We start from the raw sequence: 24,784 nt of genomic DNA, 5'->3' as shown, positions 1-24,784 counted from the left end.
GTATTGCGACCTGCGCGGACGCACCACATCGCCCGCCGTGGAACGGGATCGGGGGGCCACCCTGCGCGAGCGCGCAGGTTCTCCGGCAGGTCCTTATCAGCGGACCGCCCGACGTCCGATGGTGGAGGCCGTCACGTCGTGGACCGCCGGAAGTCGAGGAACCTCAATGAGCGCCCCGGAAGCGTACTTTGATGACCTGGCCGAGCTCTACGAGCGGTTCACGGTGATCCGTGACGCCGCCACGAGCCCGGTGCGGTCGTGGCTCGTCGAGCAGCTGCCGGGAGGTCGCCGCGCGCTCGACGCCGGGTGCGGCAGCGGCAACAACTGCGGCCTGCTCGCGAGCCGGTACGACGAGGTGGTCGGCGTCGACCTGTCGCAGAAGATGCTCGACATCGCCGCCACCAAGCGGACGCGGGTGCCGGTGCGCTACGAGTGCCGCAACGCCGTCGACCTCACGCCCGAGCGCGACGGGCAGTTCGACCTGGTGATGTCGGTCAACGCGGTGTTCCACATGGGACCCGCCGACGAGGTGCTGCCCGTGCTGCGCGGCCTCGTCGCCCCCGGCGGCCGGCTCGTGGTGGTCGACGTGACCCAGCCCGACGGTGCCGCGGCGCCGAGCGAGCAGAGCGCCTACGCGTTCGAGACCGGCAAGATCATCTACGACGTGTCCGGTGACGTCGACGCCGCGTGCGACTCGGTGCGGATGATGCTGCACCCGCGCTGGCTGGAGATGAGCGCCGCCGCGATGCCGCTCACGGACACGGAGTTCCGCCTGCAGTACGAGAAGGCGCTGCCCGGCGTGCGGATCACGAAGGACCTCATCCCGACGATGAGCGCGGTCGTCTGGGACAACGCATGAGCGTCTTCGACCTGCCCCGCCTGCACTTCGCGGGCTCCGCCGTCACCCGCCTGCCCACCGGGCCGCGCGCGGGGTGGCTGGACCTGGAGAGCAACCGGGCCATCGACGCCGACGGCGTGTTCGACACCGACCGCCCGGTGCAGGACTACTACGACTTCCTGGGCGAGTCGAAGGGCCACAACTTCGAGGGCAACGGCCACTTCTGGGTCGACGCGGAGGTCGTCGGCACGGAGCTGGCCGCCGGTGAGGTGGGCGCGGACGACCTCGTCGTCGGCCGGCAGCTCGACTTCTGGGGCCACTTCTGCGACTACACGGCGGGCACGGCGAACCGCTCGCGGGTCTTCGACGTCGACCCCGCCTCCAACTGGACCACCACGCTGATGGTCGGCCAGCTCGCACTCGGCCGGTCGGGGCGCTCGCACGACGTCCCGTACCTGGTGACCGGTGACGTGAACGGCCTGTGCCCGCCGCGCTGGAACCAGTTCCACACCGTGCTGCACCAGTTCGTGGTGGACAAGACCGAGGGCCTGCACTGGCTCGACGGCGCAGCGGACTCCCCCGCGCTCGCCCGGTTGCGCGCGGTGGCCGAGGACGACGCCGACGGCCTCGTGGTGCAGTTCTCGATCACCGACATGAAACCCACCGGCGTGGGCCAGCCGGACGTCTGGCGGCTGCGCGGGACGATCGCGCCCTGGCGCCGCCACGAGCTGCGCACCTCCCCCGCCGGGCGGCTGCTCACCGCGCGCACCACCGGGTCCGCGCTGCCCAACGCCTCCGTGCACCTCACCGAGTCGCACGTCACCGCGAACCTGGTCACCGCGTGGTCGCGGACCGGCCTGGAGGTGCGCACGGCGTCGGGCACGCTGCTCGCCACGATTCCCCCCGCCGAGGACGCGCGCACGTCCGGCGTGGTCGTCGTGTCCAGGGTGGACGGTGGCACCGGCGACCCGGCCGAACCGCTCGTGCTCACCGCGCCCGACGGCACCGTCCTGTCCCGCGAGGAGGAGGTCGTCGTCGAGTCCGACGAGGCCGCGCTGTTCCTGGAGCACGAGAACACCGGGACCGGCGAGGACCACGCGGTCGAGATCCCGGTCCGCTCCTACGTGCGCGGCGCACCGGCCCGCGTCGACCGCATCCACGTCGGGCAGCACGTCAACCCGGCCGCGCTGCCGTTGGCGCAGGACCGCGACACCGCGCAGCTCGTCGCGTTCCTGCCGGCCGGCCAGTCCGAGTACCGGCCCGACCTGGTGCTCTCGACCGACGAGCACGGTCGCGGCACCATCACGCTCAAGGGCGTGCGCGGCGGTGCGACGAGGGTGCTGCTGCGCCCGGAGACCACGCCGGAACCGCGCGGCACCACGGCGGCCGAGCGCTACGACAACAACGACGAGCAGGGCTACTGGTCGGCGGTCGGGTCCGTGGCCGTGCGGGTGCTGCCGGACCACTGGCACCTCGACGACCTGCCCGACGAGGAGATCACCTTCCCCACGCTGTACCGGGAGGCGCTCGCCTACTACGAGCTGCAGTACTCGTTCATGCGCTCGGAGGTGCTGAGCCTCGCCGACGAGTTCAAGGTCGAGCCCTACGCCCGGCTGATCTGGCACGTGTCCGCGCCCGAGCACAAGGGCAAGACGTTCTACATGCCGCCGACGCGGGACATGAGCGCGCCGCAGATCCGCCTGATGCTGCGCTACCTGCTCGCCGACGACGACCGGCGGCAGACACCGCCGACCTTCGTCCCCCAGCAGCGCAAGCTCGGCACCATCACGACCAAGGACCAGCTGCTCCACGCGCTCCACCAGGCCGCGGCGATCGAGCTGGCCACCATGGTCCAGTACCTCTACGCGGCCTACAGCGTGCCCACGCACGGTGCCGGCCGGAAGCTGGTCGAGCGCGGTGAGTGGACCGAGGAGCACCTGCTCACCGCGTGCGGCGAGGGCACCGAGACGTGGAACAACGGCATCCGCGGCAGCCTGATGTCCGTCGCCCGCGAGGAGATGATGCACTTCCTCGCGATCAACAACATCCTGATGGCGATGGGCCGGCCGTTCCACTTGCCCAAGCTCGACTTCGGCACGTTCAACAGCCAGGTGTGCGTGCCGCTGGAGTTCTCGCTGGAGCCGTTGAACCTCGCGAGCGTGCAGCGGTTCGTGGCACTGGAACAGCCGCACGACCTGATCGACGACATCGAGGGCAACGACTCCGCGCTCCTGCGCGCGGACGGCGAGCCGTACCAGTACGGGTCGCTGAGCGAGCTGTACGCGGCGATCCGCGAGGGCGTCCAGGCCGTTCCCGGCGTGTTCCTGGTGAAGAAGGGCCGCGGCGGCGGTGCGCACCACCTGTTCATGCGCGAGTCGGTCAACGCGGTGCACCCGGACTACCAGTTGGAGGTCGACGACGTCGCGAGCGCCGTGTTCGCCATCGACTTCGTCACCGAGCACGGCGAGGGCGGGCACATCCCCTCGACGCTGCCGGAGGAGGAGTCGCACTTCGACACGTTCCTGCGGATCTCGGAGCTGCTGATCGCGGAACGCGCGAAGGGCCCCAACGGCCGCAAGATCCCGTGGAACCCGGCCTACCCGGTGATGCGCAACCCCACGCTGAAGCCCGGCAACCCGGCGATGGACCACATCACCCACGAGCCGGCCCGCATCGCGGTGAAGGCGTTCAACCGGTCGTACTTCCTCGCGATGCAGCTGATGGTGCAGCACTTCGGCTACAGCCCGGACAAGTCGCTGCGCCGCTCGCGGCTGATGAACTGGTCGCTGGACATCATGACCGGTGTGCTGCGGCCGCTGGGCGAGCTGGTCGTCACGCTGCCGTCCGGGCGGCCCGGCCGCACCGCGGGACCGTCGTTCGAGCTCGACTCCACCCCGGAGTACATCTCCCGGCCCGACGTCGCTGTCGAGTGGATGGCCCGCGAGTTCCACGAGGTGGCCGACCTCGCCCGCAAGTGCGTCGGCTTCGGCCTCACCCCGACCGTCGCCGACCTGCTCGCCTTCATCGGCGACTCGTTGCGCACCATGGACCTGAAGGACCTGTGATGGCCGAGACGACGACCGTGTGCATCGCGGGCGGAGGCCCGGCCGGTGCCGTGCTCGGGCTGCTGCTCGCCCGGTCCGGTGTGGACGTCGTGGTGCTGGAGAAGCACGCCGACTTCCACCGTGACTTCCGCGGTGACACCGTGCACCCCGCCACCCTGCAGATCCTCGACGAGCTCGGCCTGATCGAGAGGTTCCACGAGCTGCCGCACCAGAAGGTCAGCACGATCGGCGTGGTGCAGGACGGCAAGCGGATCGACATCGCCGACTTCCGCCGGCTCCGGGTCCCCTACCCGTACATGGCCTTCGTGCCGCAGTGGGACTTCCTCGACCTCATCACCGCCGAGGCCAAGCGGTACCCGGGGTTCCGGTTGCTGATGAAGACCGAGGCGCTGGGCGTGGTGCGGTGCGACGGCCGGGTGGCGGGCCTGCGCGTGCGCGGCCCCGAGGGCGAGCGGGAAATCCGCTCGACGCTCGTGGTCGCGGCCGACGGGCGGCACTCGGTGATCAGGCGGGACGCGGGGTTCGAGCCCACGCTGATCGGCCGCTCTCTCGACGTCATCTTCTTCCGGATCTCCCGCAGGGACACCGATCCGGACGAGGGCATCTGCGTGCGGATCGGCAACGGCAAGATCTTCGGCGCCACCGACCGCCGCACCTACTGGCAGATGTCCTACGAGACGTCCACCGGCGGCATGGACAAGGTGCGCCGCGAAGGCCTCGACAAGTTCCGCGCGGACCTCGCCGAGCTGGTGCCGTTCCTCGCCGACCGGGCGCACGAGGTGTCCTCCCTGGACCAGCTGAGCCCGCTGGAGGCGCGGATCGACCGGCTGGAGCGCTGGCACGAGCCCGGTCTGCTGTTCATCGGCGACGCCGCGCACGCCATGTCCCCGGTCGCGGGCTTCGGCGTGAACCTCGCCGTGCAGGACGCGGTCGCCACCGCCAACATCCTCACGGAGGCGTTGCTGCGCAAGCAGAACGGAGAGCCCTTCGACGACGGGCTGCTCGCGCGGGTGCGCAAACGACGCAAACGCGCCGTCGCGTTGTCGCAGGGACTGCAGCGCGCCACCCAGAAGTTCGGCATCGACGAGGCGCTCGACGGGTCGGGCCAGCCGCCCGCCCCGAAGGTCTTCGAGAAGCTCGGCGTCGCCCAATGGCTGATGAGCCGCGTCATCGGGCTCGGATTCCGGCCAGAACACGTTCGCACCCAAGCCGCAGCGCCGGAGGAGACCGCCCGATGACCGCACCGGGAATGCCACCGCAGGCACGGATGATGCAGATGATCACCGGGTACTGGGTCACCCAGATCGTGCACGCCGTCGCCGACCTCAAGCTCGCCGACCACCTCGCCGACGGTCCGCTGACCGGCGCGGAGATCGCGGAGCTGATCGGCGTCGACGCGGGCACGACCACCAGGTTGCTGCGCGCCTGCGCAGCGCAGGGGCTCGTGACCTACGACAACGGCAAGTTCCTCAGCACCCCGTTGCTGGAGACGCTGCGCGAAGGGGCGCCGGGGTCGTTCCGCGACATCGCGATCGTGCACGGCTCACCGGGGCACTGGCTGTCCTGGGGCCGGTTCCCGGACGCCGTGCGCGCCGGCGAGCCGCAGACCGGTGCCGCGCTGGGCAGTGACATCTGGACCTACTTCCAGGCGAACCCGCGGGAGTGGGAACGGTTCTCCAGCTCCATGTCCGAGCTGACCGACGGGCTGTCGCGGGAGATCGGCGACCTGCTCGACACCACCGGTCTGACCACGGCGGTCGACGTCGGCGGCGCGAACGGCGCGTTGCTGCACCCGCTGCTGAGGGCGAACCCGGAGCTGCGGGGCGTCGTCTTCGACCTGCCGACGGTGGAGCCGACCGCGGTGGCCGAGGCGGAGAAGGCCGGTCTCGCCGACCGCTGCACGTTCGCCGGCGGCTCGTTCTTCGACGCCGTCCCGGAGGGCGACCTGTTCCTGCTCAAGGCCGTCCTGCACAACTGGGACGACGACGCGTGCGTCGAGATCCTCACCAACTGCCGCAGGGCGTTGCGCCCCGGCGGCCGGGTGGTCGTCGTCGAGATGCCGCTCGGGCCGATGGGCGAACCGGGCTTCGCCCCGCTGCTCGACCTCGGGATGCTCGCCGTCAACTCCGGCCGCGAGCGCGACCTCGACCACTACGACGCGTTGCTGCGGCGGTCGGGCCTGCGCCGGGTCGAGGTCACGCCGACCTCGTCACCGCAGAGCCTGATCCACGCCGTCGCCGAGTAACCACGAACCGGAGGACTGACCGAAGATGTTGAAGAACGTAGTTGTCGTCGGTGGCGGCACGGCCGGCTGGATGACCGCCTCCTACCTCACGGCCGCCTTCGGCGACCGGGTCGACGTCACGCTCGTCGAGTCGGCCCGCGTCGGCTCGATCGGCGTGGGCGAGGCGACGTTCAGCACGGTCCGGCACTTCTTCGAGTACCTCGGCCTGGAGGAGAAGGAGTGGATGCCCGCGTGCAACGCGACCTACAAGCTCGCCATCCGGTTCGAGAACTGGCGTGAGCCCGGGCACCACTTCTACCACCCGTTCGAGCGGCAGCGCGTCGTCGACGGCTTCCCGCTGACGGACTGGTGGCTGCGCGAGCGGAAGTCGGACCGCTTCGACAAGGACTGCTTCCTGGTCGGCACGCTGTGCGACGACCTGAAGTCGCCGCGGCACCTCGACGGCGAGCTGTTCGAGGGCGGCCTGGGCGAGCGCAGCACGTACCGCACGACCCTCGCCGAGCAGACCACGCAGTTCCCGTACGCCTACCACTTCGACGCCACGCTGGTCGCGAACTACCTGCGCGACTACGCGGTCGCGCGGGGTGTGAAGCACGTGCTGGACGACGTGCAGGACGTGGCGCTCGATGACCGCGGCTGGATCAGCCACGTCGTCACCAGGGACAACGGGAACCTCACCGGCGACCTGTTCATCGACTGCACCGGTTTCCGCAGCCTGTTGCTGGGCAAGGCGTTGCAGGAGCCGTTCGAGTCCTACCAGTCCTCGCTGCCCAACGACAGCGCGGTCGCGTTGCGCGTGCCGCAGGACATGGAGAACCGCGGGCTGCGGCCGTGCACGACGGCCACCGCGCAGGAGGCGGGCTGGATCTGGACGATCCCGCTGTTCGACCGCATCGGCACGGGTTACGTCTACGCCAGCGACTACACCACGCCCGAGGAGGCCGAGCGGACGCTGCGCGCGTTCGTCGGCCCGGCCGCGCAGGACGCCGAGGCCAACCACATCAGGATGCGCATCGGCCGCAGCCGCCGCCACTGGGTGAACAACTGCGTCGCGATCGGGCTGTCCAGCGGGTTCGTCGAGCCGCTGGAGTCCACCGGCATCTTCTTCATCCAGCACGGCATCGAGCAGCTGGTGAAGCACTTCCCGGACGCGCGCTGGGACGACGGCCTGCGCACCGCCTACAACAGGCTGGTCAACAACGTGATGGACGGCGTGCGCGAGTTCCTCGTCGTGCACTACTACGCCGCCAAGCGCCAGGACAACCAGTACTGGAAGGACACCAAGACCCGGCCGCTGCCCGACGGGCTGGCCGAGCGGCTGGAGCGCTGGCAGACCCGGTTGCCGGACAACGAGTCCGTGTTCCCGCACTACCACGGGTTCGAGTCCTACTCCTACGTGTGCATGCTGCTCGGCTTGGGCGGTCTTCCGCTGAAGTCCTCCCCCGCGCTGGGCCTGATGGACCCGTCGTCGGCCCAGCACGAGCTCAAGCTCGTCGCGGAACAGGCCGCGGAGCTCGCACGGACGTTGCCCACGCAGTACGAGTACTTCGCGCAGCTGCACCAGGCGAGGTGACGGCGGTGGTGCAGAACGGGATCCACCTGCTCGTGCTGCTGGCCGCGGTGTTCGCGGTCGCGTGGCTGGGCCGGCGCCTCGCGCGGCTGCTGCGGATGCCCACCGTGGTCGGGGAGATCGCGCTGAGCATCCTGCTCGGACCGGTGCTGCTGGCCGCGTTCGGCAGGGGCGTGTTCACCGCCGTGCTGCCCGCGGCCGTCACCGGTCCGCTGAAGCAGGTCGGTGAGGCGGGGCTGGTGCTGTTCCTCGTCGGCGTCGTGCACCACCTCGACCGGGGTGCGGGCGGGTGGCGCGGCCGGGCGCTGGGCCGGATCAGCCTCGGTGCGTTCGCGGTGCCGCTGCTGACCGGTCTCGTCTTCGCCGCCTGGGCGGTCTGGCTGGCACCAGCGGACGTGCGCGGCACCGCACCGGCCACCGCGCTGGTGATCATGCTCGCGGTCGCCATGTCCGTGACCGCGGTGCCGGTGCTGGCGCGCATCCTGGAGGAGCGCTCGGACCTGGGGCGTGCCTCGGCGCTGTCGATGATGGCGTCGGTGCTGATCGACACGCCGGCGTGGTTGCTGCTGACCGTCGCGCTCGGTCTCGCCGCCGGTGGTCTCGGTGGCGTGTGGCTCGCGTTCGCGACCATCGCCGCCGGCGGGCTCGTCGCGTGGGCCGGGCACCGGGCGCTCGGCTCGGCACCGGCCGAGGCGTTCGCCGCCGCACGGCCGCGCACGACCGCGCTCGTCCTCGCCGTCGTGGCGCTCGGTGCGGGAACGGCGGTGCACTCGCTCGGTCTCACGGCCATCTTCGGCGCGTTCCTCGTCGGTCTCACGGTGCCGGGAACCGAGGCGTGGTCGCGGGTCGTCACGCTGGTCAGCGGCGTGGGCCGCGCGTTCGTGCCGGTGTTCTTCGTGGTGGCCGGCGCGACGCTGTCCACCAGCGGGGTCTCCGCGTTCCCGTGGGTCGGCGTGGTGCTGGCGGTCGTGCTCGGCGTCGCGGGCAAGGTCGGCGGCGGGTACGCCGGTGCGCGCTGGGGCGGCGAGGACCGGGTCACCGCTCTGCGGGTGGGCGTGCTGGTGAACACCCGCGGGCTGACCGAGATCGTGGTGCTGCAGGTCGGTTTCACCGCCGGCCTGCTCACGCCCGGCCTGTTCGTCGCCCTGCTGGTGATGGCGCTGGTGACCACCGCGCTCACCGGCCCGCTGCTCGACCTCGTCACCCGGCGGGTCGGCGCGGCCCGAGAGGAGGTCCCGTTGTGAGCACCCAGTTCCGCTCGCTGATGGCGGCGTTCCCGACCGGTGTCGCGGTGGTGACCGCCTTCGACCGGGACGGCACGCCGTGGGGCATGACGGTGTCGTCGTTGTCGAGCGTGTCGCTGGACCCGCCGACGTTGCTGGTGTGCCTGCGGTACCTCAGCCCGACGCTGGACGCGTTGGTGCACAACGGTTCCTTCAGCGTGAACCTGCTGCACGACGGTGCCAGGCCGGCCGCGGAGCTGTTCTCGTCGGGCGACCCGTCGCGGTTCGAGCGGATCTCCTGGGAACGCCCGGAGTCCGTCGGCGGGCCGCACCTGGTCGACGACGCGCACGCCGCGGCGGACTGCGAGGTCGATCACATGCACCGCACCGGCACGCACGTGGTGGTGTTCGGCAGGGTGGCGCGGGTCGTGCACCGGTCGGCCGCGCAGCCGCTGCTCTACGGCCTGCGGCAGTACGCCTCCTGGCCGCAGATGGCGTGAGGAAGGGCCCCTGCCGCGGCGGCGAATTCCAGGGGCCCTTCCTCGTCGTGCGTCAGTGCTGGCCGAGCAGCCACTCCGCGGTCACCCGGATCGCCGGGGCCTGCCAGTGCGCGTCGACCGGCGGGCTGATCTCGACCAGCCGGCTCGGGCAGGTGAGCGCCTCCACCGCGGTGCGCGACGAGGACACCGGCACCGCGGTCGGGCCGGTGCCGTGCACGACGAGGGTCGGGGCGGTGACCACCGGCAGCACGCCGCGCGGCTGCAACCAGAAGACCTCGTTCAGCATCGCCCTGCCGACGACGAACGTGTCGGAGACCCGCAGGTGCCCGTCGGCGAGCAGCGCGCGTGCCGCCTCCTCGCCCAGGAAACCGCGCGACCACGCGGGGTGGGCGTCGGCGAAGTGCTCCTGGTAGTCGATGAGCGGGTTGTACAGCACGACCTTCGCGACCTCGTCACCGCGCCGTGCGGCGTACCCGGCGGCGACACCGCCGGTCAGGCCGGTCGCGACGAGCGCGGCCGGACCCGCACCCACGTGGTCGCGCAGGTGTGCCAGCGCGGCGCTGATGACGTTGAGCAGACCGGACAGGCTGAGCTCCTGCTGGGTGCCCTCGCTGGCGCCGTGGCCGGGCAGGTCGACGCGCAGGGTGGCGACGCCGAGCTGGGCCAGTTCGGTGGCGAGCCGCAGGTAGAACCCGCCCTGGTCGCGGTCGGAGCCCTCGCCGTGCAGCAGCAGGGCCGTGCACCGCAGCTCTCCGGCGGGCAGGACGGTGGTCGCGGCCAACCGCAGGCCGTCGTGTCCGCGCACAGTGGTCGTGCGCTGGTCGAGATCAGCGGTGCGCACTGGCATGCCAGGCCTCCTCACGAGAGTTTGCCCCAGTGTCGGCGGTGGACGGAGCACCGCGCGCCCGTGACCGCGGAAACCGTTGTGTCGTGCGGTATGAACGGGTGAGGCCGGGGTGCGCTGGGGGATGTGGGGCCGTCCGCGGGAGCGCGACGATTCAGCCATGAGTCCGGTGCACACGAACGTACTGTCGGGCGTACCCCACTGGCAGCAGCGGCCCAAGCGCGTCACCGTGCTCGGCGCGGGGGTCGCCGGCCTGGTCGCGGCGCACGAGCTGGAGCGGCTGGGCCACAGCGTCCAGGTCCTGGAGGCACGGCTCGCGGTCGGCGGCCGGGTGCGCACGCACGGGTTCGTCGGCAGGGGCCCGCTCGCCGAGCTGGGTGCCATGCGCATCCCCGCCTCGCACCACCGGACCATGCAGTGGATCGACCTGCTCGGGCTGAGCGACCGGGTGCGGCAGTTCCGCACGCTGTTCTCCGACGACGCCAGCTACCTGGAGACCCGCTCCGGGCACTTCCGGGTGCGCGAGGCCACGAAGGTGCTGGTCGAGGAGTTCCGCGAGGGCCTGCCGCCCGGCGAGTACCGGGAGGAGTCCGTGCTCGCGGCGGCCTGGCTGACCGCCAGCGTCAACGCCGTCGCGCCCGGCGCGTTCCGCACCACCGTGCACAGCGACCTGAACCTCGAGCTGCTGGACCTGCTCGACGGCATCGACGTGCGGCCGTTCCTCGCGAGCACCGGCGGGGTGGAGCGGGTCGACGTCAACCGGTTCTTCGCGGGCAACCCGAAGTTCGCCGCGCGCAGCCGGCTCGCGCACTTCTTCGACGACATCACCGTCGAGACGTCCTCCGCGCTGTTCCGGCTGGAGGGCGGCATGGACCAGATCCCCGTGCGGCTGGCCGAACGCCTGCGCGGCCCGGTGCACCGCGGCCGCGAGGTGGTCGGCCTGCACGTGCGCCCGGACGGCGTGGTCGTGGAGACCCGGCGCGGCCTGGACGTCGTCGCGAGCCAGTGCGACTACGTGCTGTGCACCGTGCCGTTCTCGGTGGTGCGGCGGATGCGGCTGAGCGGGCTCGACGACGACAAGCTCGCGACCGTGCACGACATGCAGTACTGGCCGGCCACCAAGGTCGCGGTGCACTGCCGGGAACCGTTCTGGGAGAGCGACGGCATCAGCGGCGGCGGCTCGTTCACCGGCGGCCTGGTCCGCCAGACCTACTACCCGCCGGTCGAGAGCGACCCGCGGCTCGGCGCGGCCCTGCTCGCCAGCTACACCATCGGCCCGGACGCGGACGCGCTGGGGCAACTGCCCGCACAGCAACGCGAACGCGTGGTGCTGGACGAGCTGAGCCGCATCCACCCCGAGCTCAAGGCGCCGGGGATGGTGCTCGACGTGGTGACCCAGGCGTGGGGCGAGGACTTCTCCAGCATGGGCGCCGCGTCGGTGCGGTGGAGCAAGGACGTCGCGACCTCCGAGGAGGAACGGGCGCTGGCGGCCGCACCGCAGGGCACGCTGTTCTTCGCCGGTGAGCACTGCTCCACCTACCCGGCCTGGATCGAGGGCGCGATCGAGTCCGGTCTGGCCGCGGCGCAGGAGATCCACGCGGCCACCCCGCTCGAACGCCCGCTGGCGGCGTCCGGCTACCGCCGCATGCGCGGTGGTGCGGCATGAACGACGGCACGAGCCACGACGCGAACCGCGGCATGAACGACGGAACGGACCACGGCGTGAGCCGCGGCATGAACGACGGAACGGACCACGGCGTGAGCCGCGGCATGAACGACGGCACGAACCGCGGCGCGCACCACGGCACGAGTCACAGCACGAACATCGAGGAGAACACCGTGCTCGACACCGAGGTCGTCATCGTCGGCGGCGGTCCGACCGGCATGGCCACCGCGCTGGAGCTGCGGTCCCGCGGCGTGGACTTCGTCCTCGTGGAAGCCGGTGACGGCAGCGTCAGCCACCCCAAGGTCTCCAGCATCGGGCCGCGGTCCATGGAGTTCTTCCGCCGCTGGGGCATCGCCGACGACATCCGCCACTCCGGCTGGCCGGAGGACCACCCGCTGGACTGCGTGTGGACCACCCGCATCGGCGGCCACGAGCTGTTCCGGCTGGACCGCCACACGATGGGCACCCGCCCCGACTTCCGGCACACCCCGGAACCGGACGCGATCTGCCCGCAGCACTGGCTCGGTCCGTTGCTGCGCAAGGCGGTCGGCGTGCACCCGGACGGACCGGTGCGGATGAGCACGCGGCTGGAGTCGTTCACCCAGGACCCGGCCGGTGTGCTCGCGGTGCTGAGCGACGGCACCTCGGTGCGGTCGCGGTACCTGATCGCGTGCGACGGCGCGAGCTCGCCGATCCGCAAGCAGCTCGGGATCGCCGCCCCGCCGGTGCACGACACGCTCGTGTTCCGCAACATCCTGTTCCAGGCGCCGGAACTGCGTGAGCGGCTGGGGTCCGCGGTCGCGAACTTCTACTACCTGATGATCTCCTCGGCGCTGCGGTTCCCGGTCCGCGCGCTGGACGGGCGCGGGCTGTACCGGCTGACCGTCGGCCTGCAGGGGTCGCCGGAGTCGACGCAGGACGCCGAGACGCTGGTGCGCACGGCGATCGCGTTCGACACGCCGGTGGAGGTGTTGTCCGACAACGAATGGCACCTCGTGCACCGGGTTGCGGAGAACTTCCGCTCCGGGCGCGTCTTCCTCGTCGGCGACTCGGCGCACACGCTGTCGCCGTCGGGCGGTTTCGGCATGAACACCGGCATCTGCGGTGCCGCAGACCTCGGCTGGAAGCTCGCAGCGGAACTGCGCGGCTGGGCCGGACCGGGCCTGCTCGACAGCTACACACTGGAACGTCAGCCCGTGGCGTTCGAGGGCTTGGAGGAGGCCAACCGCAACCTGGAACGGGCGATGCGGCGCGAGGTCCCGCCCTTCCTGAACGACGACACCCCGCAGGGCGCGGCGATGCGGGCGAAGATCAGCGAGGGCCTTCAGCGCGGCGGCGTGGCCCGCGAGTTCGACGCGCCGGAGATCCACCTCGGCTTCACCTACGCCGGGTCACCGCTCGTGATCGACGACCCCACGGCCGAGAACGTCGAGGACCGCAGGCCCAACACCCGGCCGGGTTCCCGCGCGCCGCACGCGTGGGTGAAGGAGTCGATGTCCACATTGGACCTGTTCGGGGACGGGTTCGTGCTCGTGCACTTCGCGGACTCCGACCGGCTCGGCGAGTTCACGGCGGCGTTCGAGTCGCGCGGAATCCCGTTCAACGCGGTGCGGCTGGACCAGCCGGAGATCGCGCAGGCCTACGAGCGGCCGTTCGTCCTGGTGCGGCCGGACGGGCACGTGGCGTGGCGCGGCACCGAGCTGCCCGCGGACGCCGGTTCCGTGGCGGACGTCGTGCGCGGAGGTGCGCGGTGAAGCCGTTCTCGTTGCGGGACTGGTCGGACGCCGACCTGCGCGACCCGTTCCCGGTGTTCGCGCGGTACCTGGCCGCCGGACCCGTGCACTTCGCGGACGGCACCTGCTACGTGTTCGGCCACGACGCCGCCGTGCAGGTGCTGACCTCCCCCGCATTCGGCCGCCGGTCCCCCTCGGGCGGTGGCAGTCCGGTGACGCGGTCGTCGGCGTTGCGCACGATGGTCGAGAACTGGCTGGTGTTCCTCGACCCGCCGCGGCACACCGAGCTGAGGTCGGTGCTGACCAAGGAGTTCTCGCCCTCGGTCGTCACGAACCTCCGGCCGCGGATCGCCGCCATCGCCGAAGAGCTCCTGGCCGGCCTGCCGATGACGTTCGACCTGGTGGAGCGGTTCGCAGCCCCGCTGCCGATCCTGGTGATCTCCGAGCTGCTCGGCGTACCGCGCGCGGACTGGGGGTGGCTGCGCGCGATGGCCGTCGACCTCCAGCAGGCCAGCAGCGTCCGCGCGGCGGCCAACCCGGACGCGCACGCCGTCGCCGACCGCGCCGCCCAGGAGCTGCGCGACTACTTCCTGACACTGGTGGAGAAACGCCGGTCCGACCCCGGCGACGACCTGGTGTCGTTGATGGTGTCGGCCCAGACGCGCGGCGAACCGCTGTCGTCGGACGAGATCGTCGGCACCTGCGTGCACCTGATGACCGCCGGGCACGAGACGACGACCAACGTCCTGGCCAAGTCCGTGCTGGCACTGGCCGCCCGCCCGGCCGCGCTGGCCGAGCTGCGCCGCGGCGTGACCCCGGCGGCCGTCGAGGAGCTGGTCCGGTTCGACCCGCCCGTGCAGGCGGTCGGCCGCTGGGCCCACGAGGACGCCGTCGTCGCGGGCTACCCCATCCCGGCCGGCGCCAAGGTGATGGTGGTGCTCGGTGCGGCCAACCGCGACCCCGCACGGTTCACCGCACCCGACTCGCTGCTGTTCGACCGCCCCGGCGGCCGCAACACCGGCTTCGGCCTCGGCATCCACTACTGCCTCGGCGCCACCCTCGCCCGCGCCGAGCTGGAGATCGGCCTCGGCCTGCTCCTGCCCGCGCTGGGCGGCTTCAGCACGGGCGAGGTGGAGTTCCCGCACGACATCGTGTTCCACGGCCCGCACCGCGTGGTCGTGACGCGGCGCGGCTGATCACCTCCTGCGGCCGGCGACCAGGGCGGCGCCGGCCAGCAGGGTCAGCACGCCGAAGGCGATGGTGACGGCGATGCCGAGGCCGAGGACCTGCGAGCCCACGTTGCCGATCAGGAAGAAGACGAGTGCGGTCCAGAGCAGGGCACGGGTCGCGCTGTTGTTCGTTCGGGTGTTCGTCATGCCGGAAACGCTAGTGACCAGGGGGTTCCGCGAGGATCCCGCCAGCTGCCGGGTTCGGGGTGGAGCAGGCTCCACCTCACCCCGGCTGCCGGAGCAACCTGCGCCCCCACACCACCCCGGCCGCCGCCAGCACCAGCCAGGCCGCCCCGGCTGCGACCGACCGGGGTGAGCCGAGGTCGAGCACGGCGTCACCGAGGAACGCGGCCACCAGCGTCGTGGGCACCAGCCCGATCGCGGTGCCCAGCCCGAACGACACCGGCCGCACCGCCGTGACGCCGGCGCCGTAGTTCGACGCGGCGAACGGCACGACGGGCAGCAGCCGCAGCACGACCGTGGCCGCGAGCCCGTTCGTGGCGAACACCTCGTCCAGCACCCGCAACCGCCCGCTGCCCAGCCTGCGCGCCACCGCCTCGCGTCCCAGCAGGCGACCGGCCCAGAAGGAGATCAGGGCACCCGCGGTGAACGCGACGACCGCCAGCGCCGCACCGGTGACGACCCCGAACAGCAGCCCGGACACCGTGGCCAGGACGGGTTTGGGGAAGAACAGCGGCGTGCCGAGTGCCCCGAACGCCAGGAACGCGAGCGGTGCCCACGGGCCCAGCGCCTGCATCGACGTGCGCAGCTCGGCCACGTCGGGCAGGTCGGCCAGCGCGGCGGTGACGACGAGGGCGACGACCAGGACCGCCAGCACCAGGGCACGCACGTCACGCATGGAGGCTCTTCTCACCCGGTGCCGATCTCCTCGTCGGTCAGCCCGGCCACCACGGCCTCGGCCGGCGCGACCAGCTGCTCCTGCCCGACCGGCGACATGGCCCAACTGTGTCAGAACGTCCAGACCGCGTGCCTGCCCGGGCCCACGACCAGCGTGGAGTTGCCGATGCGCTCCTCGTGCCGCGCGACGCCGCGGTTCAGCGCGAACTCGATCCGCTTGAGCCCGGTCTGGCCCATCCGCACCTTGTCGAACCGCATGGTGGTGCCGCCGCGCAACGCCGTGACGCCACCGGCGTCGGCCTTGAGCTTGAACCCCCCTGCCCGCAGCAGCGGCACGGTGCTCGCGAAGTCCCGTTCGGTGACGGCGAGCCGGACGAACGTGATGTCGCGCATCAGGCGGTCGCGGTAGTTGTCCGGCAGGTAGCGCTCGCGGCCGACGTCACCGGGATAGCGGGCGGGCTGGGTCTGGCCGCGCGGGTCGGCGAAGTACTCGTCGCGGTACTCCATCGCCCACGCGCCGAAGCGGTCGTACTGCTCGAAGCCGAGCACCGCGTCGAACCACGGTACCGGCACGTGGTCGCCGAAGTCGCGGGTCTGCACGAACTCGAACGGCGGCACACCGGAGGCGGCCAGGCGGGAGCGCACGGCCGTGATGTCGCCGTCGTGCTCGGTCGACAGGCCCAGGCCCGCCGAACCGAGCAGGCCGTCCTGGCCGGGGACGTCGCCGACGCCGAAGATCTCCAGGTAGGTCTCGCGGCCGCGCAGGTAGCGGCCGGTCCACACCTCACCGCCCGCGCCGGTCGTGGTCCGGACCTCGAAGTCGGCGAACGCCCTCAGGTAGGCGGAGTGCTCGACCGCGTCGGCCGTGACGCGGTCGTAGGTGCCCCACGCGTGGTTGTAGAAGAGCAACTGCCGCTCCCCCGCCTGTGCGGTCCCGCCGGACACCACCGCGAGCAGTGCGGCCAAGATCATGGATACCGTGCGCCGAATCCCCATGGTGGGATCGTAGGAAGACCCGCTCGACCCGGACTCAAGTCAAACCAAGGGGGAACAGTTGCCGGACGCCAGCTGGCCGGTCCTCGCTCCGCTGCTCCAGGCCGCGACCGCGGGACGTGACCTGCTCGACGACACCCTCCGCCGCCTCGGACCGGACGCGGTCACCGCGGCGCTGCTGGCCGAGATCGGCGAGGTGGAGCACGACGTCCGCCTGGACCTGCACTTCGACGGCGTCACGACGAGCCACCTGCGCACCGGCGCCGACCTCGTCGTCTCCCTGGACCTCGCCGACGCCGTCCGCACCCTCTACGGCACCGAGCGGCGGTGGCCGAGCCTCGCGGTCAGCACCCCCTCCGCCGGGCTCGACGAGGGCGGCGTGGGCGCGTGGTTCCGCGGCCGCCGCGACTACCCGGCGGCCGTCGAGGCGGTGCTCACCGCGCTGCGACCGCCGCAGGAGGACCTCGGCGCGCTGGCCGTGCGGTTCGGCTCGGACAAGTGGGGCGACCTGCACTGGTACACCCAGCACTACGAACGCCACTTCGCCCGCCTGCGCACCGAACCGGTGCGGGTGCTGGAGATCGGCATCGGCGGCTACGACGACCCGGACAGCGGCGGTGCCTCGCTGCGGATGTGGCAGCGCTACTTCCGGCGCGGCCTGGTCCACGGCCTCGACATCACGGCGAAACCCGGTGTGACCGGCCCGCGGATCACGACCGTGCAGGGCGACCAGTCCGACGCGACGTTCCTCGACGCGCTGGGCACGCGGCTCGGCCCGTTCGACGTGGTGATCGACGACGGCAGCCACCTCAACGACCACGTGCGGACGTCGTTCCACGCCCTGTTCCCGCACGTGCGCGCCGGCGGGCTGTACGTGGTCGAGGACCTGCAGACCGCGTACTGGCCGAGCTGGGGCGGCGCTCCCGACGGCGGCGCCGGCACGTCGATCGGGATGCTGAAGTCCTTCGTGGACGGCCTGAACCTGGCCGAGGTGGCCGACCCGCGGGTGAACGGCGGGTGCGTGCAGCGCAACATCAGCGGGATCTCGTTCCACCACAACATCGCGTTCGTCGAGAAAGGACTCAACGCGGAAGAGGGCGGTCCGGAGTTCCTGCGGACGCTCTGCTGACCGACGGCGGGTGCCACGCGCTTCGGCGTGCTCACCGGCGGGTGCCAGCGCCGGTCGGCCCGCAGCACCTGGTGCACCAGCACCGCGTCCGGGCGGGCACGGGTGCGGCCCACCGGTGCTCCGGTTGCAGCGCCTCCACCACCCGGAGCACCCGCCAGGACAGGTCCTGGCGGGTGAGGTCCACCCCGGTGCCGGGTACGGCGTGCAGCCACACCGCCTGCCGGGCTACTCCAGCCGGTCGACGAACAGCCCGCCGCCGTCCGTCAGCTGTCCCCGATGTGCCCTCAGCGCGATCCGGCGCGCCTTCGCGATCCCCACCGGGACAGTGAACCCCGGATCACGGGATCCAGTGGTTGCCGCTCACCGTGATCATCACCTGCAGCTGGATGCTCGCGCCGAAGTAGGTGTCGGTGTTGATCGGCGTGGCGAGCATCTTGGCCCACAGCGCGTCCAGCCACGCCTGGCTGCCGGGGTCCGTGGTGGCCGCGACCGCGAACGGCGCCACGAACGCCGCGTCGCTGCCGCTGTTGATCTGCGTGCCGTTGAGCTGGTAGCCGATCGCGATCCTGCCGGGGTCGCCACCGGTCTTGCCCTTGATCCACGAGTTGAGCTTGCGGGCCGCTGCCAGCGACTTCGCGTCACCGGTCAGCGCCGCGTCCGCGCCGATGCGCCACGGGTCGCGGCACGCGTTGTACCAGTACTTGCCGTCGGTCGCCGCCTCCTCCAGCATCTCGCCGACGGCGGGCTTGGCCGTGGAGTTCGTGTCCTGCACGAAGTCCGGCAGCAGACCGGTGCCCGCCGCGTAGTTGGCCTGCAGGTTCGCGATCAGGTCCTGGTGCTTCGCGCGGATCGTGTCCCACGCCGCGTCACCGGTCGCCTTGCGGAACGCCCGGAAGTGGTCGCTCATCCAGTCCGACGACCGGGAACCGTAGTACTGCCTGCTGTTGCCCGAGGTGGACCAGTCGCCCATGAGCAGCAGGTTCGTGTTCGGATTGACCAGGCTCTTCTTGATGGCGCCGATGTTCTTCAGCGCGATCTGCCGGTAGTTGTAGGTGCCCGCGCTGCCCCACTGCCGGTCGGCGAGCAGCAGGCCGTAGGCGGTGTCCATGTCGCCGTCGGTCGCGCTGTCGCTGCCGTTGACGCTGCGGCAGGCGGTGTCCTGTTCGGACGCGAGCAGGTCGGGGTTGTTGGCCGACGGGTGCGCGAGCTTGTACTTCAGCAGGCCGTCGAAGATCTTCTTCGCGTCCGGGTCGGCGCCGGCCATGGTCGCGGTGATGACCATGCCGTAGCCCTGGGCCTCGGCCACGTACGGGAACGCCGCGTCCGGCGAGATGACCTGGTACCAGCCGTTGCCGCAGTTCTGCTTCACGAACGCCGACTTCCAGCGCTGGTAGTAGTCGACGATCTTCGCGTCCAGCGCCGACGTGCTGCCGGAGGGCCGCAGCACCCCGGCCGCGTACGGGGTCTGCCTGCTGCCGAACGGGTAGCCGAGCCCGGACGACGGCGGTGACGTGGTGGTGGTGGTGGTGGTGGTCGGCGGTGTCGTCGGCGGGGTGGTGCCGTCCGCGCTGCCGTAGACCTCCAGCTCCCACAACGAGTAGCCGTACGCCGTGCCGCGGGCCGTGCCGTAGACCCGCACGTACCGGCCGGAGCCGGACACGGTCAGGTCGTCGGTGCCGCCGTCACCGGAGCTCGTCGAGTAGACGTCGCTCCACGCCGAGCCGTCCGGTGAGGTCTGCACGCGGTACGCCCTGGCGTACGCGGCCTCCCAGCTCAGCCTGACCCGGCTGATGGCGTGGGTGGAGCCGAGGTCGACCCGCAACCACTCCGGGTCGTGCCCCTCCACCGACGCCCAGCGGGTCGACGTGCTGCCGTCGACCGCCTTCGCCGCCTCGAACCCGGTCCCCTCGGTCGAGGAGGCCAGCACCGCCTTGCCGCGGGAGACCAGCGGGTCCGCCGCCGACGCACTGGTCACCCCCGTGATGAGGAGACCGAGCACGAGCCCGACCGCCCCGACTGCCGTCGTCGTCCTGCCGCCCACGACCGCCTCCAGCAAATGGTTAACAAAGCTGACAATGCGAGTGGTTGGCGACGCTAGGCAGGTCAGCGGCCTCGGACAAGGGTCAGGACCGGTTGTTGCGCGTTCGGACAGTGCTCAGCCTCTGGCGCTCAGCCTCTGGCGCCCAAGTCCCAGACCCGCCACCCTTCGACGCCCGGCCCCAGACGCCCGACCGCCGAGCAGCCGACTCCGAACGTCCGGCCCCGGACGCTCAGCCCGCCCAGACCGCCCGCACGGCCTCGGCGACCGACTCCGCCTGGGCGTACCCGGCCTCCGCCGCGGGTCGCCGCCGGGCCGGGTCCAGCAGGTTCTTCCCGATCGCCGCGAGCGCCGCGGCGTCGGGGCTGAGCACGATCGACGGCACGCCCAGCCGCTCGGCCTGCGCCTGCGGGGTCGCCGCCTTCGACATGGCCCGCGCCAGCGGCGCCACCACGACCACCCGCTCGCACCCGGCGGCGAGGTCCACGTTGGCCACCGACCGCATCCCGCCGTCCATGTACCGGCGGCCCCCGATCGTGACCGGCGGCCACACCAGCGGCACCGCGCAGGAGGAGGCCACCGCGTCCACCAGCGGCACCCCGCTGTCCCGGTCGAAGGCGACGAACCGGCCGTCGGCGGTGTCCACGGCGGTCACCTTCAGCGCGCGTTCGGGCCACTCCCTGGTGGACAGCCGGCTCTCGAACACCGCGCGCCGCGACTCCTCCGACGGCGTCGACGCGCGCAGCGCCGCCCTGCCCAGCCGGGCGCGTTTGACCGCGCCGGAACCGGGTAGCGCGTGGGAAAGCGCGTACCGCGCGATCATCCAGCCGGTCAGCCTCGCCGGCAGCTCCCCGTCCGGCGGCAGCAGCTGGCTCGCGTACAGCTCGTCCGGCGCGACCCCTCCGGCCAGCTGGGTGGCGACGACCGAACCGGCCGACGTCCCCACGAGCAGGTCCGCCGCCGCCAGGTCGATCCCCCGCTCGGCGAGACCGTGCAGAAGTCCTGTCTCCCAAGCGATCCCGGTGACACCGCCACCGCCGAGCACCAACGCGCGTCCGCCAGTCATCCGACCATCTTATTTGGTGGGACGGTTTCCTGACCCGTGGTCGGCCACGGTAGACTTCCGGCGATGTCGAGAAGCGCTGCAACGGGCCTCGCGGCCTGCCACGCTCGGCGTCGAGTCACCACGCAACAAGGGCGCTTCCGACTACTCGGGAGCGCGCGTGAGTGATCTCAGGGCCCTGCTGAACCAGCGGATCGCAGTCCTCGACGGGGCCTGGGGCACGATGTTCCAGCAGGCGGGTCTCACGCCGGCGGACTACCGCGGCACCGAGTTCGGCGACCACCACATGGACGTCACCGGCGACCCGGACCTGCTCAACCTCACCCGCCCCGACCTGGTGCTCGACGTGCACCGGCAGTACCTCGCGGCGGGCGCGGACATCACGACGACGAACACGTTCACCGCCACCTCGATCGGCCAGGCCGACTACGGGCTGCAGGACCGGGTGCGCGACATGAACCTCGCCGGCGCCCGGCTCGCGCGGCAGGCGGCGGAGGAGTTCGGCGGGAGGTTCGTGGCCGGCTCGGTCGGCCCGCTCAACGTCACGCTCAGCCTGTCGCCCAAGGTCGAGGACCCCGCCTACCGGGCCGTCAGCTACCAGCAGGTCGAGGACTCCTACGCCGAGCAGATCGCGGCGCTGCGCGACGGCGGCGTCGACCTGCTGCTCATCGAGACGATCTTCGACACGCTCAACTGCAAGGCCGCGATCACCGCCGCCCGCAAGGTCGCCCCCGAGCTGCCGCTGTGGATCTCGGTGACGATCGTCGACCTGAGCGGCCGGACCCTGTCCGGGCAGACCGTCGAGGCGTTCTGGAGCTCGGTCGAGCACGCGGAGCCGCTGGTCGTGGGCGTGAACTGCTCGCTGGGCGCCGCCGAGATGCGCCCGCACGTGGCCGAGCTCGCGCAGAAGGCCGGCACGTTCGTGGCCTCGCACCCCAACGCCGGCCTGCCCAACGCGTTCGGCGGCTACGACGAGACGCCTGAGCAGACCGCGGCCCTGCTCGGCGAGTTCGCGCGGGCGGGCATCGTCAACGTCGTCGGCGGCTGCTGCGGCACCTCCCCCGACCACATCAGGGCCATCGCCGGCGCCGTGCGGGACCAGGCGCCGCGCGCGGTGCCCGAGGCGCGCCACACCACCCGCTTCAGCGGCCTGGAGACGTTCGAGATCGGCGCCGACACCGGGTTCGTCATGATCGGTGAGCGCACGAACGTCACCGGCTCGGCGAAGTTCCGCAGGCTGATCGAGGCCGACGACCACCAGTCGGCCCTCGCGGTGGCGCTGGACCAGGTCCGCGGCGGCGCGAACCTCCTCGACGTGAACATGGACGCCGACCTGCTCGACGGTGAGCAGGCGATGACGACGTTCCTGAACCTCATCGCCACCGAGCCGGAGATCGCGCGGATCCCGGTCATGATCGACAGCTCCCGCTGGGACGTGCTGCAGGCCGGTCTGCGGTGCGTGCAGGGCAAGGGCGTGGTCAACTCGATCAGCCTCAAGGAGGGCGAGGAGCCGTTCCTGGCGCAGGCCCGCGTCATCCGCGACTTCGGCGCCGGCGTCGTGGTCATGGCGTTCGACGAGCAGGGCCAGGCCGACACGACCGAGCGCAAGGTCGAGATCTGCGCCCGCGCCTACGACCTGCTCACCCGCGAGGCCGGTTTCCCGGCGCAGGACATCATCTTCGACCCGAACGTGCTCGCGGTCGCGACCGGCATCGAGGAGCACAACGGCTACGCCAGGGCGTTCATCGACGCCCTGCCGCTGATCAAGGAGCGCTGTCCGGGCGCGCGCACCAGCGGTGGCATCTCGAACCTGTCGTTCTCCTTCCGCGGCAACGACGTCGTCCGCGAGGCGATGCACTCCGCGTTCCTGTTCCACGCCGTCAAGGCGGGCCTGGACATGGGCATCGTCAACGCGGGCCAGCTCGTCGTCTACGAGGACATCCCCGCCGACCTGCTGGAGCTGGTCGAGGACGTCATCTTCAACCGCCGCGAGGACGCCACCGACCGGCTCGTCACGCACGCGGAGACGGTCAAGGGCCCCGGTCAGAAGCGCGTCGTCGACCTGTCGTGGCGCGAGGCACCGGTCGCCAAGCGGCTGGAGCACGCGATCCTGCACGGCGTCGTCGACTTCGTCGAGGAGGACACCGAGGAGGCCCGCCAGGCCCTGCCCCGGCCGCTCGACGTGATCGAGGGCCCGCTGATGGACGGCATGAAGGTCGTCGGCGACCTGTTCGGCGCGGGCAAGATGTTCCTGCCGCAGGTGGTGAAGAGCGCGCGGGTGATGAAGCGCGCGGTCGCCTACCTGGAGCCGTTCATGGAGAACGAGCCGTCGTCGTCCGCGGGTGGCAACGGCAAGGTCGTGCTCGCCACCGTCAAGGGCGACGTGCACGACATCGGCAAGAACATCGTCGGAGTCGTGTTGGGCTGCAACAACTACGACGTCATCGACCTCGGCGTGATGGTGCCGGCCGCCAAGATCCTCGACACCGCGATCAAGGAGCACGCCGACGTCATCGGCCTGTCCGGGCTGATCACGCCGTCGCTGGACGAGATGGTCGCCGTGGCCGAGGAGATGCAGCGGCGCGGCATGAAGCTGCCGCTGCTGATCGGCGGCGCCACGACCTCCCGGCAGCACACCGCCGTGAAGATCGCCCCGGTCTACGACGAGCCGGTCGTGCACGTGCTGGACGCCTCACGGGTCGTCGGCGTGGTGTCCGACCTGCGCGACGACCGCCGCGGGCACGAGCTGAACCTCGCCAACCGCGCCGAGCAGGCCCGGTTGCGCGAGCAGCACGAGAACCGCAGGCAGGTGCCGCTGCTCGCCATCGCCGACGCGCGCGCCAACGCCGAGCGGGTCGACTTCTCCGAGCTGCCCGCGCCCGCGTTCACCGGCACCCGCGTGCTGACGCCGTCGGTGGCGGAACTGCGCGAGTACGTCGACTGGACGTTCCTGTTCCTGGCCTGGGAGCTCAAGGGCAAGTTCCCGGCGATCCTGGAGCAGCCGGTCGCCCGCGAGCTCTACGACGACGCCACGGCGCTGCTCGACGAGATCATCGCGAACGACTCGTTCCAGCCGCGCGGTGTGCACGGCTTCTGGCCGGCGCACTCCGAGGGTGACGACATCGTCGTGGAGGCCGGCGCGGAGACCGTGACGTGGCCGATGCTGCGCCAGCAGACGCAGAAGCCGCTCTCCCGCCCGAACCGCTGCCTGGCCGACTACGTGGCGCCTCAGGGCGACCACGTCGGCGGGTTCGCGGTGACCGTGCTCGGCGCGGACGAGCTGGCCGCGACGTACGAGGCGAAGAACGACGACTACCGGGCGATCATGGTCAAGGCGCTGGCCGACCGGCTCGCCGAGGCGTTCGCCGAGTGGATCCACCTGCGGGCGCGCCGCGACTGGTTCGAGCCGGACGCGGCGCCCGAGCTCGCCGACCTGCACGCCGAGCGCTTCCGCGGCATCCGGCCCGCGCTGGGCTACCCGGCCTGCCCTGACCACACCGTCAAGCGCGAGCTGTTCGACCTGCTCGACGCCGGGCGGATCGGCGTGAGCCTCACCGAGTCGTTCGCCATGAACCCCGCCGCCAGCGTGAGCGGGATGATCTTCCAGCACCCGGAGGCGAAGTACTTCACCGTCGGGCGGCTGGGCCGCGACCAGGTCGAGGACTACGCGCTGCGGCGCGGCCGGCCGGTGGCCGAGGTGGAGCAGTGGCTGCGCCCGAATCTGGGTTATGACCCGTCCTGACGGAAAGGCGCACCGGTAATGTGAAAGCGCTTCCCGTCCAGGAGTGCG

Annotated in this window: 18 protein-coding genes and 1 riboswitch; of the genes, 12 read left to right on the top strand and 6 right to left on the bottom strand. The window is 71.6% G+C overall.

The genetic code is table 11. The features are described from left to right. Positions 1-166: 166 nt before the first annotated feature. The 7 genes from ACZ7CD_RS28500 to ACZ7CD_RS28470 are packed head-to-tail and all read left to right on the top strand — an operon-like array spanning position 167 to position 9,441. On the top strand, positions 167-859 hold the full coding sequence (locus ACZ7CD_RS28500) for a class I SAM-dependent methyltransferase (protein ID WP_470380084.1): 693 nt from the start codon (positions 167-169) through the stop codon (positions 857-859). Next, positions 856-3,903 carry a ferritin-like domain-containing protein gene (locus tag ACZ7CD_RS28495; protein ID WP_470380083.1) on the top strand — a complete coding sequence of 1,016 codons (3,048 nt, stop codon included), beginning with the start codon at positions 856-858 and terminating at the stop codon, positions 3,901-3,903. The genes ACZ7CD_RS28500 and ACZ7CD_RS28495 overlap by 4 nt, the downstream gene beginning before the upstream one ends. Beyond that, positions 3,903-5,141, top strand: coding sequence for an FAD-dependent oxidoreductase (locus ACZ7CD_RS28490; protein ID WP_360387693.1), 1,239 nt, complete (start codon positions 3,903-3,905; stop codon positions 5,139-5,141). The genes ACZ7CD_RS28495 and ACZ7CD_RS28490 overlap by 1 nt, the downstream gene beginning before the upstream one ends. Further along, entirely contained in the window at positions 5,138-6,148 is a 1,011-nt protein-coding gene (locus ACZ7CD_RS28485; RefSeq protein WP_458433181.1) for a methyltransferase, read from the top strand. Before ACZ7CD_RS28490 ends, ACZ7CD_RS28485 begins: the two co-directional genes overlap by 4 nt. A 25-nt stretch (positions 6,149-6,173) precedes the next feature. After that, a complete protein-coding gene (locus ACZ7CD_RS28480; protein ID WP_360387689.1) occupies positions 6,174-7,721 on the top strand; it encodes a tryptophan halogenase family protein in 1,548 nt (515 codons plus the stop codon). 5 nt (positions 7,722-7,726) lie between these two features. Further along, the gene (locus ACZ7CD_RS28475; RefSeq protein ID WP_458433183.1) at positions 7,727-8,962 is read left to right on the top strand and encodes a cation:proton antiporter; all 1,236 of its coding nucleotides are present in this window, start codon (positions 7,727-7,729) and stop codon (positions 8,960-8,962) included. Then, on the top strand, positions 8,959-9,441 hold the full coding sequence (locus ACZ7CD_RS28470) for a flavin reductase family protein (protein WP_360387684.1): 483 nt from the start codon (positions 8,959-8,961) through the stop codon (positions 9,439-9,441). The genes ACZ7CD_RS28475 and ACZ7CD_RS28470 overlap by 4 nt, the downstream gene beginning before the upstream one ends. A gap of 52 nt (positions 9,442-9,493) precedes the next feature. Here ACZ7CD_RS28470 and ACZ7CD_RS28465 read toward each other — a convergent pair whose 3' ends face one another. After that, positions 9,494-10,288 carry an alpha/beta hydrolase gene (locus ACZ7CD_RS28465; protein ID WP_458433184.1) on the bottom strand — a complete coding sequence of 265 codons (795 nt, stop codon included), beginning with the start codon at positions 10,286-10,288 and terminating at the stop codon, positions 9,494-9,496. A 166-nt stretch (positions 10,289-10,454) separates the two neighbouring features. Here ACZ7CD_RS28465 and ACZ7CD_RS28460 point away from each other — a divergent pair, with 166 nt between their 5' ends. The 3 genes from ACZ7CD_RS28460 to ACZ7CD_RS28450 are packed head-to-tail and all read left to right on the top strand — an operon-like array spanning position 10,455 to position 14,880. Continuing rightward, positions 10,455-11,951 (top strand): flavin monoamine oxidase family protein, encoded by a 1,497-nt coding sequence (locus ACZ7CD_RS28460; protein ID WP_360387679.1) that lies wholly within the window; start codon positions 10,455-10,457, stop codon positions 11,949-11,951. Then, entirely contained in the window at positions 11,948-13,705 is a 1,758-nt protein-coding gene (locus ACZ7CD_RS28455) for an FAD-dependent monooxygenase (RefSeq protein WP_470380082.1), read from the top strand. The genes ACZ7CD_RS28460 and ACZ7CD_RS28455 overlap by 4 nt, the downstream gene beginning before the upstream one ends. Next, positions 13,702-14,880: a cytochrome P450 gene (locus ACZ7CD_RS28450; protein ID WP_458433186.1), complete on the top strand. Its 1,179-nt coding sequence runs from the start codon at positions 13,702-13,704 to the stop codon at positions 14,878-14,880. The genes ACZ7CD_RS28455 and ACZ7CD_RS28450 overlap by 4 nt, the downstream gene beginning before the upstream one ends. Here ACZ7CD_RS28450 and ACZ7CD_RS28445 read toward each other — a convergent pair whose 3' ends face one another. The 3 genes from ACZ7CD_RS28445 to ACZ7CD_RS28435 all read right to left on the bottom strand — a co-directional run bounded on the left by ACZ7CD_RS28445 (position 14,881) and on the right by ACZ7CD_RS28435 (position 16,767). Then, positions 14,881-15,060 (bottom strand): hypothetical protein, encoded by a 180-nt coding sequence (locus ACZ7CD_RS28445; protein WP_360387671.1) that lies wholly within the window; start codon positions 15,058-15,060, stop codon positions 14,881-14,883. A gap of 76 nt (positions 15,061-15,136) precedes the next feature. Further along, complete coding sequence (locus ACZ7CD_RS28440; RefSeq protein ID WP_470380081.1) at positions 15,137-15,772, bottom strand: TVP38/TMEM64 family protein; 636 nt, start codon at positions 15,770-15,772, stop codon at positions 15,137-15,139. A 110-nt stretch (positions 15,773-15,882) separates the two neighbouring features. Further along, positions 15,883-16,767, bottom strand: a complete 885-nt coding sequence (locus ACZ7CD_RS28435) for a DUF5829 family protein (RefSeq protein WP_470368493.1) — start codon at positions 16,765-16,767, stop codon at positions 15,883-15,885. Positions 16,768-16,825: 58 nt separating this feature from the next. Between ACZ7CD_RS28435 and ACZ7CD_RS28430 the strand changes: the two genes are divergently transcribed. After that, positions 16,826-17,893: a methyltransferase domain-containing protein gene (locus tag ACZ7CD_RS28430; RefSeq protein ID WP_470380080.1), complete on the top strand. Its 1,068-nt coding sequence runs from the start codon at positions 16,826-16,828 to the stop codon at positions 17,891-17,893. Between the two features lie 337 nt (positions 17,894-18,230). On the opposite strand, the gene ACZ7CD_RS28425 is transcribed toward ACZ7CD_RS28430, so the two are convergent. Both ACZ7CD_RS28425 and ACZ7CD_RS28420 read right to left on the bottom strand, forming a co-directional pair. Continuing rightward, positions 18,231-19,934, bottom strand: coding sequence for a glycosyl hydrolase family 8 (locus tag ACZ7CD_RS28425; RefSeq protein WP_470380079.1), 1,704 nt, complete (start codon positions 19,932-19,934; stop codon positions 18,231-18,233). Positions 19,935-20,163: 229 nt separating this feature from the next. Further along, positions 20,164-20,997 (bottom strand): patatin-like phospholipase family protein, encoded by an 834-nt coding sequence (locus ACZ7CD_RS28420; RefSeq protein WP_470368497.1) that lies wholly within the window; start codon positions 20,995-20,997, stop codon positions 20,164-20,166. 62 nt (positions 20,998-21,059) lie between these two features. Then, positions 21,060-21,141: riboswitch (S-adenosyl-L-homocysteine riboswitch) on the top strand. A 13-nt stretch (positions 21,142-21,154) separates the two neighbouring features. On the opposite strand from ACZ7CD_RS28420, the gene metH reads away from it, so the two are divergent. Beyond that, entirely contained in the window at positions 21,155-24,736 is a 3,582-nt protein-coding gene (gene metH, locus ACZ7CD_RS28415) for a methionine synthase (protein WP_470380078.1), read from the top strand. Positions 24,737-24,784: the final 48 nt, after the last annotated feature.

This window comes from Lentzea sp. NPDC036949 (assembly GCF_055608075.1).
The sequence above is the reverse complement of the archived record's forward strand: the minus strand, read 5'-3'. Positions and strand labels throughout refer to the sequence as shown.

Coding starts and splice junctions, on each gene's coding strand:
- ACZ7CD_RS28500 (WP_470380084.1), top strand. CDS start 167: ATGAGCGCCCCGGAAGCGTACTTTGATGACCTGGCCGAGCTCTACGAG.
- ACZ7CD_RS28495 (WP_470380083.1), top strand. CDS start 856: ATGAGCGTCTTCGACCTGCCCCGCCTGCACTTCGCGGGCTCCGCCGTC.
- ACZ7CD_RS28490 (WP_360387693.1), top strand. CDS start 3,903: ATGGCCGAGACGACGACCGTGTGCATCGCGGGCGGAGGCCCGGCCGGT.
- ACZ7CD_RS28485 (WP_458433181.1), top strand. CDS start 5,138: ATGACCGCACCGGGAATGCCACCGCAGGCACGGATGATGCAGATGATC.
- ACZ7CD_RS28480 (WP_360387689.1), top strand. CDS start 6,174: ATGTTGAAGAACGTAGTTGTCGTCGGTGGCGGCACGGCCGGCTGGATG.
- ACZ7CD_RS28465 (WP_458433184.1), bottom strand. CDS start 10,288: ATGCCAGTGCGCACCGCTGATCTCGACCAGCGCACGACCACTGTGCGC.
- ACZ7CD_RS28455 (WP_470380082.1), top strand. CDS start 11,948: ATGAACGACGGCACGAGCCACGACGCGAACCGCGGCATGAACGACGGA.
- ACZ7CD_RS28445 (WP_360387671.1), bottom strand. CDS start 15,060: ATGACGAACACCCGAACGAACAACAGCGCGACCCGTGCCCTGCTCTGG.
- ACZ7CD_RS28440 (WP_470380081.1), bottom strand. CDS start 15,772: ATGCGTGACGTGCGTGCCCTGGTGCTGGCGGTCCTGGTCGTCGCCCTC.
- ACZ7CD_RS28435 (WP_470368493.1), bottom strand. CDS start 16,767: ATGGGGATTCGGCGCACGGTATCCATGATCTTGGCCGCACTGCTCGCG.
- ACZ7CD_RS28420 (WP_470368497.1), bottom strand. CDS start 20,997: ATGACTGGCGGACGCGCGTTGGTGCTCGGCGGTGGCGGTGTCACCGGG.